This is a genomic window from Pseudomonas sp. SDO5522_S412 (assembly GCF_054071215.1).
Genome location: NZ_JBSVWQ010000059.1, coordinates 18,155 through 32,577 on the forward strand (window position 1 = coordinate 18,155; position 14,423 = coordinate 32,577).

14 protein-coding genes are annotated in these 14,423 nt (G+C 60.6%); 3 read left to right on the plus strand and 11 right to left on the minus strand.

Annotated elements, in window-relative coordinates; translation table 11 throughout:
- Positions 1 to 107 precede the first annotated feature (107 nt).
- From thrC to ffh, 9 genes are all read right to left on the minus strand, one after another.
- A complete protein-coding gene (gene thrC / locus ACW9I6_RS14940; protein ID WP_003209579.1) occupies positions 108 to 1,517 on the minus strand; it encodes a threonine synthase in 1,410 nt (469 codons plus the stop codon).
- Between the two features lie 67 nt (positions 1,518 to 1,584).
- The gene (locus tag ACW9I6_RS14945) at positions 1,585 to 2,889 is read right to left on the minus strand and encodes a homoserine dehydrogenase (protein WP_003209580.1); all 1,305 of its coding nucleotides are present in this window, start codon (positions 2,887 to 2,889) and stop codon (positions 1,585 to 1,587) included.
- A gap of 126 nt (positions 2,890 to 3,015) precedes the next feature.
- Positions 3,016 to 3,747 carry a bifunctional protein-disulfide isomerase/oxidoreductase DsbC gene (gene dsbC, locus ACW9I6_RS14950; protein WP_003209582.1) on the minus strand — a complete coding sequence of 244 codons (732 nt, stop codon included), beginning with the start codon at positions 3,745 to 3,747 and terminating at the stop codon, positions 3,016 to 3,018.
- A 154-nt stretch (positions 3,748 to 3,901) separates the two neighbouring features.
- Positions 3,902 to 4,798: a site-specific tyrosine recombinase XerD gene (xerD, locus tag ACW9I6_RS14955; protein ID WP_003209584.1), complete on the minus strand. Its 897-nt coding sequence runs from the start codon at positions 4,796 to 4,798 to the stop codon at positions 3,902 to 3,904.
- 362 nt (positions 4,799 to 5,160) lie between these two features.
- On the minus strand, positions 5,161 to 5,511 hold the full coding sequence (gene rplS / locus ACW9I6_RS14960; RefSeq protein WP_003175895.1) for a 50S ribosomal protein L19: 351 nt from the start codon (positions 5,509 to 5,511) through the stop codon (positions 5,161 to 5,163).
- A gap of 45 nt (positions 5,512 to 5,556) precedes the next feature.
- Positions 5,557 to 6,267, minus strand: coding sequence for a tRNA (guanosine(37)-N1)-methyltransferase TrmD (gene trmD, locus ACW9I6_RS14965; RefSeq protein WP_236260845.1), 711 nt, complete (start codon positions 6,265 to 6,267; stop codon positions 5,557 to 5,559).
- A gap of 43 nt (positions 6,268 to 6,310) precedes the next feature.
- Positions 6,311 to 6,847, minus strand: coding sequence for a ribosome maturation factor RimM (gene rimM, locus ACW9I6_RS14970; protein WP_457339492.1), 537 nt, complete (start codon positions 6,845 to 6,847; stop codon positions 6,311 to 6,313).
- Between the two features lie 5 nt (positions 6,848 to 6,852).
- A complete protein-coding gene (gene rpsP / locus ACW9I6_RS14975; RefSeq protein WP_003209587.1) occupies positions 6,853 to 7,104 on the minus strand; it encodes a 30S ribosomal protein S16 in 252 nt (83 codons plus the stop codon).
- Positions 7,105 to 7,354: 250 nt separating this feature from the next.
- Complete coding sequence (gene ffh / locus ACW9I6_RS14980) at positions 7,355 to 8,731, minus strand: signal recognition particle protein (protein ID WP_457339493.1); 1,377 nt, start codon at positions 8,729 to 8,731, stop codon at positions 7,355 to 7,357.
- A gap of 234 nt (positions 8,732 to 8,965) precedes the next feature.
- Between ffh and ACW9I6_RS14985 the strand changes: the two genes are divergently transcribed.
- From ACW9I6_RS14985 to ACW9I6_RS14995, 3 genes are all read left to right on the plus strand, one after another.
- On the plus strand, positions 8,966 to 9,778 hold the full coding sequence (locus ACW9I6_RS14985) for a cytochrome C assembly family protein (RefSeq protein WP_010176828.1): 813 nt from the start codon (positions 8,966 to 8,968) through the stop codon (positions 9,776 to 9,778).
- A gap of 12 nt (positions 9,779 to 9,790) precedes the next feature.
- Complete coding sequence (locus tag ACW9I6_RS14990; protein ID WP_008438241.1) at positions 9,791 to 11,029, plus strand: transporter associated domain-containing protein; 1,239 nt, start codon at positions 9,791 to 9,793, stop codon at positions 11,027 to 11,029.
- 221 nt (positions 11,030 to 11,250) lie between these two features.
- Positions 11,251 to 12,561, plus strand: coding sequence for an MFS transporter (locus ACW9I6_RS14995; protein ID WP_003209595.1), 1,311 nt, complete (start codon positions 11,251 to 11,253; stop codon positions 12,559 to 12,561).
- Between the two features lie 94 nt (positions 12,562 to 12,655).
- Here the strand turns inward: ACW9I6_RS14995 and purT are convergent, their stop codons facing one another.
- Together purT and ACW9I6_RS15005 are read right to left on the minus strand one after the other, a co-directional pair.
- Positions 12,656 to 13,837: a formate-dependent phosphoribosylglycinamide formyltransferase gene (gene purT, locus ACW9I6_RS15000; RefSeq protein ID WP_023659130.1), complete on the minus strand. Its 1,182-nt coding sequence runs from the start codon at positions 13,835 to 13,837 to the stop codon at positions 12,656 to 12,658.
- 69 nt (positions 13,838 to 13,906) lie between these two features.
- The gene (locus ACW9I6_RS15005; protein WP_457339494.1) at positions 13,907 to 14,374 is read right to left on the minus strand and encodes a preQ0 transporter; all 468 of its coding nucleotides are present in this window, start codon (positions 14,372 to 14,374) and stop codon (positions 13,907 to 13,909) included.
- Positions 14,375 to 14,423 lie beyond the last annotated feature (49 nt).

The window sequence follows — 14,423 nt, forward strand, 5'->3', positions numbered from 1 at the left end:
GTTGGGTTTCCTTGATTATTCTTGTTGGTCGCCGCGCAAGTATGGCTCGCCAGAATGAAAAAGCCCGTCACGAAGACGGGCTTGATCCACCACGCAAAGCCGTTGGCTCAGAGTGGCTTGCCGCGATTGCCATGCTGGCTGACAAACGCCTGTACCGCTTTCAGGTCATTGGCCAATACCGTGCAACGCTCTTCACGCTCAAACAGGTCGGTGAGGTGCGGCGGCAGTTCCAGCGCCTTGCCAACCCCGGCCTTCTCTACCGCTTCCGGGAATTTGACCGGGTGCGCGGTGCCGAGAATCACCATCGGGATGTCCAGGCTGCGGCGGCATTCGCGCGCGGCCTTGACGCCAATGGCGGTGTGCGGGTCCAGCAGCTCGCCGGTCTGGGCGTAGACTTCGGCGATGGTCTCGCAGGTTTCTGCGTCGTCCACCGCCAGGGAGTCGAACAGCTTGCGGGTTTCGGTCCAGCGCTCCTGCTCGACGCTGAAACCGCCACCTTGCTTGAAGCTGTCCATCAGGCCGGCCAGGGCAGCACCGTTGCGACCGTGCATGTCGAACAGCAGGCGTTCGAAGTTCGACGAGACCATGATGTCCATCGACGGCGACAGTGTGGCGTGCAGGGTTTCCTTGACGTACTGGTTGCCGCTCATGAAGCGGTGCAGGATGTCGTTGCGGTTGGTGGCGACGATCAACTGGTTGATCGGCAGGCCCATGTTGCGTGCCAGGTAACCGGCGAAGATGTCGCCGAAGTTGCCGGTTGGCACCGAGAACGACACCGAACGCGCCGGGCCGCCCAACTGCAGGGACGCATGGAAGTAGTAGACGATCTGGGCCATGATCCGCGCCCAGTTGATCGAGTTCACCGCCACCAGGCGCGTGCCCTTGAGGAAGCTCTGGTCGGCGAAGCTGGCCTTGACCATTTCCTGGCAGTCATCGAAGTTGCCTTCGATGGCGATGTTGTGGATGTTCTCGCCGAAGATCGTGGTCATCTGCCGACGCTGCACTTCCGACACGCGGTTGTGCGGGTGCAGGATGAAGATGTCGACGTTTTCGCAGTGCTTGCAGCCTTCGATCGCCGCCGAGCCGGTATCACCGGAAGTAGCGCCGATGATCACCACGCGCTCACCGCGTTTTTCCAGCACGTAGTCCAGCAGGCGACCCAGCAGTTGCAGGGCGAAATCCTTGAACGCCAGGGTTGGGCCGTGGAACAGCTCCAGGACCCATTCGTTGCCGTTCAGTTGACGCAACGGGGCGATGGCGCTGTGGGAAAACACGCCGTAGGTTTCTTCCAGGATCTTCTTGAAATCCGCATCCGGGATGCTGCCGGTGACGAACGGGCGCATGACCCGGAACGCCAGCTCGTGGTACGGCAGGCCGGCCCACGAAGCGATTTCTTCCTGGGTGAAGCGTGGCAGGTTTTCCGGCACGTACAGGCCGCCGTCAGTGGCCAGACCGGCCAGCAGAACGTCTTCGAAATTCAGGGCCGGTGCCTGGCCGCGGGTGCTGATATAACGCATGACTGGCTCCTCTAGAGCATGCTTGAACAAGGGCCGCCGAACGCGTGGGGCCCTTGCCGCAAAACGATTAGTTCAGGTGTTCGACGCGAATCCGCACCACCGGCCCAACCACGCCCTGCAACGCTTCAAGCGCGGCGATGGCGTCGTTGATGTGCTGCTCCAGCACACGGTGAGTCAGCAGGATCATGGGCACCAGGCCGTCTTGTTCTTCGACTTCCTTCTGCATGATCGATTCAATGTTGATGCCGCGCTCCGACAGGATGCTGGCCACCTGAGCGAGCACGCCCGGATGATCCTTGGCCTGGATGCGCAGGTAGTAGGCACTTTCGCAGGCTTCGATCGGCAGGATCGGGTGGGCCGACAGCGAGTCCGGCTGGAAGGCCAGGTGCGGTACGCGGTTTTCCGGGTCGCTGGTCATGGCACGCACCACGTCCACCAGGTCGGCGATCACAGACGAAGCGGTCGGCTCCATGCCGGCGCCGGCGCCGTAGAACAGGGTGGAACCGGCAGCGTCACCGTTGACCATCACGGCGTTCATCACGCCATTGACGTTGGCGATCAGGCGGTCGGCCGGGATCAGTGTCGGGTGCACACGCAGCTCGATACCGGCCGGGGTGCTGCGCGCCACACCGAGGTGCTTGATGCGGTAGCCCAGGGCTTCGGCGTAGTTCACGTCGGCGGTGGTCAGCTTGGTGATGCCTTCGGTGTAGGCCTTGTCGAACTGCAGCGGGATACCAAAGGCGATGGACGCCAGGATGGTCAGCTTGTGGGCAGCGTCGATGCCTTCCACGTCGAAGGTCGGATCGGCTTCGGCGTAACCCAGGGCCTGGGCTTCGGCCAGCACGTCTTCGAAGGTACGGCCCTTCTCGCGCATTTCGGTGAGGATGAAGTTACCGGTGCCGTTGATGATGCCGGCCACCCAGTTGATACGGTTGGCGGACAGGCCTTCACGGATCGCCTTGATCACCGGGATGCCACCGGCCACGGCGGCTTCGAACGCCACGATCACGCCCTTCTCGCGGGCCTTGGCGAAGATTTCGTTACCGTGCACGGCAATCAGCGCCTTGTTGGCAGTGACCACATGCTTGCCGTTTTCGATGGCCTTGAGCACCAGCTCGCGGGCCACGGTGTAGCCGCCTACCAGCTCGATGACGATATCGATTTCAGGGTTGGTGGCGACTTCGAAGACATCGTTGGTAATCGCAATACCGGTCGTTTGGAACTGAGGCTTTGGCGTACGCGTGGCAATTTGTGCCACTTCAATCCCACGCCCTGCACGGCGGGAAATTTCTTCAGCGTTACGCTGAAGTACGTTGAAGGTGCCGCCACCGACGGTCCCTAACCCACAGATGCCTACTTTGACCGGTTTCACTGAAGAACTCCCCATGAAACGGCCGACTCAAGGTCGGCCGTGAAAACAGCCGCACAACTGCGGCTCTCTATTAATGACCCGCCGAACTGTCGGCGGATCATGATCGTCAAGGCTCGACGATAATGCTTACTTTGCGTTCAGTGCCAGTTTGGCAACTTGCGGCGCAGGCTGGTAGCCCGGAATCACCTGGCCGTCAGCCAAAACGATGGCCGGCGTACCGTTCACACCAATCGACTGGCCGAGGGCGAACTGCTTGGAAACCGGGTTGGCGCACTTGGCGGCCTTGATTTCCTTGCCATCGACCATCTTGTCCATGGCCGCTTTCTTGTCGGCCGAACACCAGACGGCTTGCAACTGCTCGTCACCCGGCGAACCCAGGCCCTGGCGCGGGAACGCCACGTAGCGCACTTCAACGCCGAGCTTGTTCAGCTCAGGCACTTCGGCATGCAGCTTGTGGCAGTACGGGCAGGTGGTGTCGGTGAACACGGTGATGTGGGTCTTGGTTTCGCCGATGGCCGGGTAAACCACGGTTTCAGCCACCGGAATACCGTTGATCAGCTTGGACACGCCCAGGCGCTCGGCTTTCTCGGTGAGGTTCACCGGCTTGCCGTCTTTGAGCTGGAACAGGTAGCCCTGGACGATGTACTGGCCATCGGCACTGGCGTACAGCACGCGGCTGCCCTTGAGCTTGACTTCGTACAGGCCGGCCATCGGGCTGGCGTTGATGCTTTCAATCGGGGTGTCGAGCTGGAGGGCTTCCAGGCTCTTGCGGATTGTCTTCTCTGCGGCGTCGTCGGCGACGGCAAAGGTTGAGACCAACGCAATGGCTGCGATGGCAAAAATCTGGGTCAAGCGCATGGGAACTCCTGAAGGCAGATGCAGGGACGGGAGCAGGAACACCGATCTTCAAACACGGGTTTGGGCCGTCCCCTTTGCGAACCGGCAAAGCCTACCACAGTTGGGCCGCAGGGCAGCCAGTCGCGGGGAAATTGGGCTTTTTCCGAAGTGTTTTTCATCCACGGGGATGGTGCTTGGCGTGCATCTCCTGCAAACGTGCCCGCGCCACGTGGGTGTAGATCTGGGTGGTGGATAAGTCGCTGTGGCCCAGGAGCATTTGAACCACGCGCAAATCCGCGCCGTGGTTGAGCAAATGCGTGGCGAACGCGTGACGCAGGGTGTGGGGCGACAGCGACTTGCCGATGCCGGCAACCTTGGCCTGGTGCTTGATGCGATGCCAGAAGGTCTGGCGGGTCATCTGTTCGCCGCGCTGGCTGGGAAACAGCACATCGCTGGGCCGACCGTTGAGCAACTCGGCTCGGGCGTCGCGCATGTAGCGTTCGATCCACACGATCGCCTCTTCACCCATGGGCACCAGGCGCTCCTTGCTGCCCTTGCCCATTACGCGCAATACACCCTGGCGCAGGTTGACCTGTTCCAGGGTCAGGCTGATCAGCTCGGTGACGCGCAGGCCGCAGGCATACAGCACTTCCAGCATGGCACGGTCGCGCTGGCCGATGGCTTCGCTCAGGTCGGGGGCTGCGAGCAGGGCTTCGACGTCGGCTTCCGACAGGGATTTGGGCAGTGGCCGGCCCAACTGTGGCATGTCGATTTGCAGGGTTGGGTCGACAGCGATCAGCTTTTCCCGCAGCAGGTAGCGATAGAAGCCACGCACGCCTGAGAGAAAACGCGCAGTAGAGCGAGGCTTGTAGTTTTGCTCCAGACGCCAGGCCAGGTGGTCGAGAATCAGCTCGCGACCGGCGTCGAGCAGCTCGAGGTTTTTCTCCTGCAGCCAGCCATTGAACAACGCGAGGTCGCTGCGGTAAGCCTGGCGGGTGTTGTCCGACAGGCCTTTTTCCAGCCAGAGGGCGTCGAGGAAGCGATCTATCTGCGGGTGGTCGATGGCGGACATGAGGGCTCAAGCAGGGAAAATGGCGATGTCGGGTAGATCCTATCGCAGCACGGGCCGCTACACATCAATGAAAGCGGGCAAATAATCTGTGGCAAGGGAGCTTGCTCCCGCTGGGGCGCGAAGCGGCCCTGATTGACCATTGAGGTCCAACAGAGAGACTTCTATTGCCGGTTTCAGGGCCGCTGCGCAGCCCAACGGGAGCAAGCTCCCTCGCCACAAAAGCGGAAAACGGCTTTAAGGTCAGTGCAACGCTGAATTTCTTCGAGGCGGGGAGTCATGAATAGATACCGGGGAAATGGACAAATTTCAGGCAACAAAAAAGCAGCCCGTAGGCTGCTTTTTTCTGCATCGGGAAGCTGGACTTAAGCCAGTTTTTCCTTGATGCGAGCTGCTTTACCGGACAGGTCACGCAGGTAGTACAGCTTGGCTTTACGTACGTCACCGCGACGTTTAACGGCCATGCTGTCGATTTGCGGGCTGTAGGTCTGGAAAGTACGCTCTACGCCAACACCGTTGGAGATTTTACGAACAGTGAAAGCACTGTTCACACCACGGTTACGCTTGGCAATTACCACGCCTTCGAACGCTTGCAGACGCGAACGGTCGCCTTCCTTCACTTTCACCTGAACGACAATGGTGTCGCCCGGGGCAAAGGTAGGGATCTCTTTGGTCATCTGCTCTGCTTCGAGTGCAAGGATGATTTTGTTAGTCATGCTGTGCTCCTAAGGTAAGTCGTCGGACCTACCATCGATACGTTGTTAACTATCGTCCCGCCCGAGGATGTATTCCTCGAGCAGCTTCTTCTCTTCTCCAGAAAGCGAGCGGCTTTCCAGAAGATCGGCGCGTCGTTCATAGGTCCGCCCGAGGGACTGCTGTAAACGCCAACGCCGGATGTGTGCGTGATTGCCACTTAGCAATACGTCGGGAACACGCTGATCCGCATACACCTCCGGTCGGGTGTAGTGCGGGCAATCCAGCAAACCATCCGTGAAGGAATCTTCCTCCGCGGAGTCCGCATGCCCTAAAGCTCCAGGCAGCAGTCGTGTAACCGCATCTATCAGGACCATCGCCGGCAGCTCGCCGCCAGACAGGACATAGTCCCCAATCGACCACTCTTCATCGACATGAGCATCAATAAAACGCTCGTCAATGCCTTCATAGCGACCGGCAATCAGGATTAATGCTTCCAGATTCGCCAACTCGCGTACCGCCGACTGATTCAGCTGACGGCCTTGAGGGGACAGGTAAATTACCTTCGCCTTCTCCCCGGCGGCTGCCTTGGCCTGAACCAACGCATCTTCCAGGGGCTTGATCTTCATCACCATGCCCGGGCCACCGCCAAATGGGCGATCGTCCACAGTGTGATGTCGATCCGTCGTGTAGTCTCGCGGGTTCCAACAGGTGAGCTGCAAGAGCCCCTGTTTCACCGCCCGACTGGTGATGCCGTACTCGCTGATGGCGGAAAACATCTCGGGAAACAAACTGATCACTTCAACGCGCAGGTTAGCCACGTTAGAAGTCCGCGTCCCATTCCACCTTCATCTCGCCCGCTGCCAGGTCGACGGCCAACACGCATTGCTCGGTATAGGGCAACAGGCGTTCGCGATCATCCAGGCTGCCAGCGTAAGGCTTGACCACCATTACATCATTGGCGCCGGTTTCCAGAAGATGATCGATTTTCCCGAGCAATTGCCCGAGTTGATCAATAACCTTCAGACCTTCCAGCTGGTACCAGTAGTACTCGCCGTCGGTCAATTCAGGGAACAGGTTGCGCGGCACGCAGATCTCATAACCGGCCAGAAGACGAGCTTCTTCACGATCATCAAGACCCTTGAGCTTTGCGACCAGGAACTTGTCGCTCCCGCGTCCACTGACCAGCTCTACCTGTTTCACACTACCTTCGCGCTTGAGCGTCCAGGTCTTGTACTGCAACAGGTTTTCAGTCGGATCAGTAAAGGAATACACCTTCACTTCGCCGCGAACGCCATGAACAGAATAAATCTTGCCGATAACGATCAAATCATCAGCTACCGCTGGCGTCGCGTTCATATTGCTCAGGCCGCAGCCTTAGATGCATCCTTCAACAACTGAGCAACGCGCTCAGAAGGTTGTGCACCAACGCTCAGCCAGTAGGCTACGCGCTCTTGGTTCACGGACAGACGGACTTCTTGACCACGAGCGATCGGGTTGAAGAAGCCAACTTGTTCCTTGTGAGAGCCGTCACGTGGGTTGCGGCTGTCAGTTACGGTCAAGTGGTAAAACGGGCGCTTTTTGGAGCCGCCAAGGGCAAGACGGATTGTTAGCATGTGAACATCGTTCCTGTAGTCGGTGCTGCAAATCTAAATGCACAGCGGGCATAGGTGCCCGAAAGGCCGCATATTCTAAGGAATATCCGGACTTTTGCAAATGTCTTTTTCTGGCGCCTATCAGCGTGCCATTCAGATCTGCTATAGAGCCGTCGGTTAAAACGGCAAGTCAGCTCCCGCCAATGGCGGGTTTGCTGGAGATCCCGCATCCCTGCGGGTCGGAGCAGAAGCGAACTTCTGCTCGAATTCTTTACATTTTCGGCATGCCGCCGCCGGGCAACATACCGCCCATGCCGCGCATCATCTTGGCCATCCCGCCTTTTGCGGAGAATTTCTTCATCATCTTCTGCATCTGCTTGTGCTGCTTGATCAAGCGACCGATGTCCTGCACCTGGGTGCCGGAACCCATGGCGATCCGACGTTTGCGCGAACCGCTGATCAGCTCAGGGTCGCGGCGCTCGGCCGGGGTCATGGAATTGATGATGGCTTCCATCTGCTTGAATTGCTTCTCTGCCGCGCCCTGGGCATTGCCCATTTGCGCCAGGTTCACGCCGCCGATGTTCGGCAGCTTGTCCATCAGGCCGCCGAGGCCGCCCATGTTCTTCATCTGTTGCAGCTGGTCGCGGAAGTCTTCGAGGTCGAAGCCCTTGCCCTTCTTCAGCTTTTTAGCCAGCTTGTCGGCCTTGTCCTTGTCGAGGGTCGCTTCCGCTTGCTCGATCAGGCTGAGCACGTCGCCCATGCCGAGGATACGCGAGGCGATCCGCTCAGGGTGGAACGGCTCGAGCGCTTCGCTCTTCTCGCCCATACCGATGAACTTGATCGGCTTGCCGGTAATGGCGCGTACCGACAAGGCGGCACCGCCACGGGCATCGCCGTCGACCTTGGTCAGGATCACACCGGTCAGCGGCAGCGCATCACCAAAGGCCTTGGCGGTATTGGCCGCATCCTGGCCGGTCATGGCGTCGACCACGAACAGGGTTTCTACCGGGTTGATCGCGGCATGCAGCGCCTTGATCTCGCCCATCATCTCTTCGTCGATGTGCAGGCGACCGGCGGTATCGACGATGACCACGTCGATGAATTTCAGCTTGGCTTCTTTAATAGCCGCCTGGGCGATATCGACCGGCTTCTGGCTCAGGTCGGACGGGAAGAAGGTCACGCCCACTTCGCCCGCAAGCATTTCCAGCTGTTTAATAGCCGCCGGACGGTAAACGTCGGCAGACACCACCATCACCGACTTTTTCTTGCGCTCTTTAAGGAAGCGCGCCAGTTTGCCGGTGGTGGTGGTCTTGCCCGCACCTTGCAGACCGGCCATCAGCACAACGGCTGGCGGCACGGCGCTGAGGTTCAAATCTTCGTTGGCCGCGCCCATCAGGCTTTCGAGTTCGGCCTGGACGATCTTCACAAAGGCCTGGCCCGGCGTCAGGCTGCGGGACACTTCGGTGCCGACAGCGCGCTCTTTGACCGAGTTGACGAAGTCCTTCACCACCGGCAAGGCGACGTCGGCTTCCAGCAACGCCATGCGCACTTCACGCAGGGTGTCTTTAATATTGTCCTCGGTCAGCTTGGCCTTGCCGGTGACATGGCGCAGCGTCTGCGAGAGACGGTCAGTCAGATTTTCAAACATGCGCGATCCTTTCAGGCCCTATTCATCGAAATGCATTGTTAGACCGAGGTAATGGCGGCCCAGGCTGTGGTAAATCGCTATTAAAAACAGCGCTCGGCGAGCCTGCGGCGTGGGCAGGTCGCGGATTATAGCGAAGACTGTCGCCATGCACACCCGCTGTCTGGCCTGAGAGTCTTTCGTGTTACGCAGGTGTATGCCAAACTCAGCGCCTTTCGGGCCTGCTTAACAGGATTTATGCTCCCTTTGTCACCCAGTTTGCTACCCAGCCTCGCCGCCGCCATCTTGTATGCCGCTGCGACCCTCTATCAGGGCACTCGTCTGGCCCAAGGCGCCAAGGCCGACAAACGCCTGCTGGTAGGCCTTGGCGTCCTCGCCCTGCTGGCTCACGCCGCCAGCCTGTTCACGCACTTGATGACGCCGGTCGGCCTGGGCCTGGATTTCTTCAGCGCTGCCAGCCTGATTGCCGCCGCGGTGATCGCGCTGACCCTGATGGCCTGCTACCGGATCCCGGTGGAGAACCTGCTGGTGCTGTTGTTCCCGCTCGGGATGCTGACGGTGCTGCTGGCGCAATTCACACCGACCGGCACCGTGCAGGTCATTGATGAAGAGCCGGGCATCCTCGCCCACATCCTGCTGTCGATCCTCGCCTACGGCATGTTCACCATCGCGGTGTTCCAGGCCTTGCTGCTGCTGTTGCAAGACCACCAGCTCAAGCACAAGCACCCGTCGGGGCTGATCAAGAACTTCCCGCCGCTGCAAACCATGGAAAGCCTGCTGTTCGGCTTCCTCTGGGCCGGCTGGACGCTGCTGTCGCTGTCGCTGATCTCCGGCTGGCTGTTCGTCGAGAACCTGTTTGCCCAGCACCTTGTGCATAAAACCCTGCTGGCCTGCCTGGCCTGGGTGGTGTTCAGCGTGCTGCTGTGGGGCCGCAACCGTCTCGGCTGGCGCGGGCACAAGGCGATCCGCTGGACCCTGGCCGGTTTCTGCCTGCTGATGCTGGCCTATTTCGGCAGCAAGCTGGTTCGCGAATACATCCTGCATATCTGACGGGCAGCCGACATGGACAACTTGCCCTTGGGGCCGATGCTTGCGGTAGTAGCCTTGCTGGTTTTATGGTCGGCGCTGTTTACCGCCATCGAAGCCGCCCAGCAACATTTGCTGGCCCTGCGCCCCGGCACCCGCCAGGGTGACAAAGCCGCCGCCCGCCTGAACTTCCCGCGCAACAGCCTGATCCTCTGCAACACCCTGTGCCGCGCCGTGGTGGTGATTCTCTGCACCCTGCTGGCGATCTACGCCTGGGCGCAAAACGGCCCGTGGCTCGGCTGGGTGATCTCCAGCGCAGTGCTGCTGGTGCTGGCCGACTATCTGCCGCGTGCCCTGGCCACTCGCCACCCGCAAACCATCCTTGGCTTCGGCAATACCTTGCTGAGCGTGCCGCTGAAAATCCTTTATCCGCTGGCCTGGCTGCTCAACGGTGTCAGCCTGTTGCTACTGCGCCCGTTCACCCGCAAGCCCGGGCTGGTCAAGAAGAGCGACGAGCCGCAGCCGGACCAGGACGACGAGCCGGAAGCCGAAATCCCCAACACCCGCGCGCCGGGCATGCCGGGCATCCACGCCCTGGACAACATCACCGTCAACGACATCCTGGTGCCCCGCAGCGAAGTGGACGGCATCAACCTGGATGACCCGGTAGAGGAAATCATCGAGCAACTGCGGGTTTCCACCCGAACCCGGCTGCCGGTGTTCCACAGCGACATCAACCAGGTCGAGGCGGTGCTCAACACGCGGCAGATCCGCCACCTGCTGCCGGACGCCAGCCTGACCAAGGAAGCCCTGCTGGAGGCCTGTCACGAGCCCTACTTCGTCCCGGAAAGCACGCCGTTGCAACTGCAATTGCTGAACTTCCACAAGCAACAGCGCCGCCTCGGCATGGTGGTTGATGAATACGGCGAAGTGCTGGGCATTGTGACCCTGGAAGACATTCTTGAAGAAATCGTCGGTGAGTTCGAAAACGAGCAGCACCTCGACAACCCGCACATCCAGCCCCAACTGGATGGCCGCTACGTGATCGACGGCGCCGCCTCGATCCGTGACTTGAACAAAACCCTCGGCTGGCACCTGCCCAGCGACGGCCCCAAGACCCTCAACGGCCTGGTGACCGAAGCACTGGAGACCATTCCGGATTGCGCCGTGTGCCTGAAAATCGGCCGCTATCGCCTGGAAATCCTCGAGACCGAGGACAACCGCGTCGCCAAGGTGTTGATCTGGCACACCAGCACGGTGCCGGTTGCCGCTTAAGCCCCTTGTTGGATCCGCAAACCCCTTCCTATAATCGGGCGGCTTACCCAAGCCCCGCCCGACCGCGTGCTACCCGCACTGAGCGCGTCCAGGCAGCGTTTTACCGTGTCTGACCGGTGTTTGCTCCCATCCCGAGCCGCCCCGCGCACAACCCTGATCCATGGGTGTTCGACCAATAATAATCCGCGTCCAAACGCGCAATGACCGTCAGGGATACCTCAATGAGCACCACCTATAACGAGACGGCGACCGCCGCCCCGACCAACTCGACGGCCCGGGTCGCCACCGCGAGCATCATCGGCACCGCCATCGAGTTCTACGACTTCTATATCTACGCAACTGCCGCCGCGCTGGTGATCGGCCCGGTGTTCTTCCCGCAAACCTCCGGCACGGCGCAGATGCTCGCCTCGTTCCTGACCTTCGGTATCGCGTTTATCGCGCGACCACTGGGCTCGGCGCTGTTCGGCCACTTTGGTGACCGGATTGGCCGCAAGTCGACACTGGTGGCTTCCCTGCTGCTGATGGGCGTGTGCACCACGCTGATCGGCTTGCTGCCCGGTTATGACAGCATCGGGGCCTGGGCACCGATCCTGCTCTGCGTACTGCGCTTCGGCCAGGGCCTCGGGCTTGGCGGCGAATGGGGCGGCGCGGCGTTGCTGGCCACCGAGAACGCCCCGAAGGGCAAACGCGCCTGGTTCGGCATGTTCCCGCAGTTGGGCCCGTCGATTGGCTTTCTGGCGGCCAACGGGCTGTTCCTGATCCTGGCCATGAGCCTGAGCGACGAACAGTTCCGCAGCTGGGGCTGGCGCATTCCGTTCATCCTCAGCGCAGCGCTGGTGATGGTGGGCCTGTACGCGCGGCTCAAACTGCACGAAACGCCAGTATTCGCGAACGCCGTGGCCAAGGAAGCGCCGGTGAAGGTGCCGCTGGTGGAACTGTTCAGCCAGCATTGGCTGCCAGTACTGCTGGGTGCAGCCTCGATGGTGGTGTGTTATGCGCTGTTCTATATCACCACCGCGTTTTCCCTGAGCTACGGCGTGTCTACGCTGGGTTACAGCCGTGAAACCTTCCTCGGGCTGTTGTGCTTCGCGGTGCTGTTCATGGGCGCGGCGACGCCGCTGGCGGCGTGGGCCAGCGACCGTTACGGGCGTAAGCCGGTGCTGATTGTCGGTGCGATCCTGACCATCCTTTCCGGCTTCACCATGGAGCCGTTGCTGACCCACGGTTCAACCTGGGCCGTGGCACTGTTCCTGGCGCTGGAGCTGTTCCTGATGGGCGTGACGTTTGCCCCGATGGGCGCGATGTTGCCGGAACTGTTCCCGACCCGCGTGCGTTATACCGGTGCTTCGGCGGCGTATAACCTGGGTGGGATCGTGGGTGCGTCGGCGGCACCGTTCTTCGCGACCAAGCTGGTGGCGATGGGCGGTTTGAGTTATGTCGGCGGGTATGTGTCGGCGGCAGCGGTGATCAGCTTGATTGCTGTGTTGTGCCTGAAAGAGACGCGCAATAACGATTTGAACAAGGTCGCCTGATAAACCGCCTTCGGGAGCAAGCCCCCTCCCACATTTTGATTTGCGAATACATTCAAATGTGGGAGCGGGCTTGCTCGCGATGGGCGCGACTCGGTTACAGCTCTACAACAACAGCCTTCGAAGCACGAGTGGCTTTAGCCCGCGCTGCCTCAATCGACTCATCCCGCGCCAGTGCCACGCCCATACGGCGCTGGCCATTCACTTCCGGCTTGCCGAACAGACGCAACGCCGTATCCGGCTCGCTCAAGGCTGCACCCAGGTTGGAAAACGCCGTCTGGGTCGACTTGCCTTCCACCAGGATCACTGCCGAAGCCGAAGGCCCGAACTGACGGATCAACGGGATCGGCAGGCCGAGAATTGCCCGCGCATGCAGGGCGAACTGCGACAAGTCCTGGGAAATCAGGGTCACCAGGCCAGTGTCATGGGGGCGCGGCGACACTTCGCTGAACCACACCTGATCGCCTTTGATAAACAGCTCGACGCCAAACAGACCACGACCACCCAACGCTTCGGTTACCGCCTTGGCAACGCGCTCGGACTCTGCCAGTGCAATCGGGCTCATGGCCTGTGGCTGCCAGGATTCCTGATAGTCGCCCTTCTCCTGACGGTGACCGACAGGCGCACAGAAGGTAGTGCCGCCAATGTGGCGCACGGTCAGCAAGGTGATTTCGTAGTCGAAGTCGATAAAGCCTTCGATGATCACGCGGCCCTTGCCGGCACGCCCGCCTTCCTGGGCGTAATCCCAGGCCTTCTGCACGTCATCGGCGCTGCGCAGCAGGCTCTGGCCCTTGCCCGACGAACTCATCACCGGCTTGACCACACACGGGAAGCCCAGGTCGGTGACGGCCTTGCTGTAGTCCTCGAAGGTGTCGGCGAAGTGGTACGGCGAGGTCGGCAGGTCCAGCTCTTCGGCGGCCAGGCGACGGATGCCTTCGCGGTTCATGGTCAGCAACGTCGCGCGGGCGGTCGGGATCACGGTGAAGCCTTCGGCTTCCAGCTCCACGAGGGTGGCGGTGGCGATCGCTTCGATTTCCGGCACGATGAAGTGCGGCTTTTCGGCTTCGATCACGGCACGCAGCGCGGCACCGTCGAGCATGTTGATCACGTGGCTGCGGTGGGCAACCTGCATGGCCGGCGCGTTGGCGTAGCGATCCACGGCAATCACTTCAACGCCCAGGCGTTGCAGTTCGATTACCACTTCCTTGCCCAGCTCACCGCAGCCACACAGCATTACGCGGGTCGCGGTTGGCGACAATGGAGTTCCGATTCGGGTCATCTCAGGTCCTCAGGGGAGCGGATCGTGGGGAGAAAGGCCGGCATTTTACATGAACTGTAAGGATTGGCTTCAGTTGGAGACGCGCTGCCGGCGCAAACGCCAGGCCATGGCCAGCCACACCACGGTAACGCCGGCGAATTTCGACACCAGGGCAGTGCCGGCGACCGCGGGCGTCAAGGCGCCGATCAGGCCGAAAAAGATGAAGGTATCGAGGGGGATACTCAGCGCCGAACTTATCCACAGGCGGTCGTGGAGTGGGCGCTTGGTGATGCTGAACACCAGCCAGTCAATGCATTCGGACACCGCGAACGCCGTGGCGCTGGCCAGGGCGATGGACGGATCGGAGGTGATATAGGACAGCACCAGCGCCGCCAGCATGGCGATGATCGCGCCATGGCCGAAACGGGTTTGCACCATGTCCCGCAGGACAAATACCAGACCGCCCCAGGCAGACCAGATCACATCCAGGTGCGGAGCGGTAGAAAAGGCGAAGTTGATCAGCACGACGCTGCTGATGTAGGCAATCAGGAAGAACATGGGGCGAGGGACCTGTGAACAAGGGGCACAGGGTACTTCACATTTGGAA

Bases quoted from the DNA above. Each gene is read 5' to 3' on its own strand.
- purT (WP_023659130.1), bottom strand. From the start codon at position 13,837: ATGACCCGAATCGGAACTCCATTGTCGCCAACCGCGACCCGCGTAATG.
- dsbC (WP_003209582.1), bottom strand. From the start codon at position 3,747: ATGCGCTTGACCCAGATTTTTGCCATCGCAGCCATTGCGTTGGTCTCA.
- xerD (WP_003209584.1), bottom strand. From the start codon at position 4,798: ATGTCCGCCATCGACCACCCGCAGATAGATCGCTTCCTCGACGCCCTC.
- ACW9I6_RS14990 (WP_008438241.1), top strand. From the start codon at position 9,791: ATGGACAACTTGCCCTTGGGGCCGATGCTTGCGGTAGTAGCCTTGCTG.
- ACW9I6_RS14985 (WP_010176828.1), top strand. From the start codon at position 8,966: ATGCTCCCTTTGTCACCCAGTTTGCTACCCAGCCTCGCCGCCGCCATC.
- ACW9I6_RS15005 (WP_457339494.1), bottom strand. From the start codon at position 14,374: ATGTTCTTCCTGATTGCCTACATCAGCAGCGTCGTGCTGATCAACTTC.
- rplS (WP_003175895.1), bottom strand. From the start codon at position 5,511: ATGACTAACAAAATCATCCTTGCACTCGAAGCAGAGCAGATGACCAAA.
- rimM (WP_457339492.1), bottom strand. From the start codon at position 6,847: ATGAACGCGACGCCAGCGGTAGCTGATGATTTGATCGTTATCGGCAAG.
- ffh (WP_457339493.1), bottom strand. From the start codon at position 8,731: ATGTTTGAAAATCTGACTGACCGTCTCTCGCAGACGCTGCGCCATGTC.
- rpsP (WP_003209587.1), bottom strand. From the start codon at position 7,104: ATGCTAACAATCCGTCTTGCCCTTGGCGGCTCCAAAAAGCGCCCGTTT.
- trmD (WP_236260845.1), bottom strand. From the start codon at position 6,267: ATGTTTTCCGCCATCAGCGAGTACGGCATCACCAGTCGGGCGGTGAAA.
- thrC (WP_003209579.1), bottom strand. From the start codon at position 1,517: ATGCGTTATATCAGCACCCGCGGCCAGGCACCGGCCCTGAATTTCGAA.
- ACW9I6_RS14995 (WP_003209595.1), top strand. From the start codon at position 11,251: ATGAGCACCACCTATAACGAGACGGCGACCGCCGCCCCGACCAACTCG.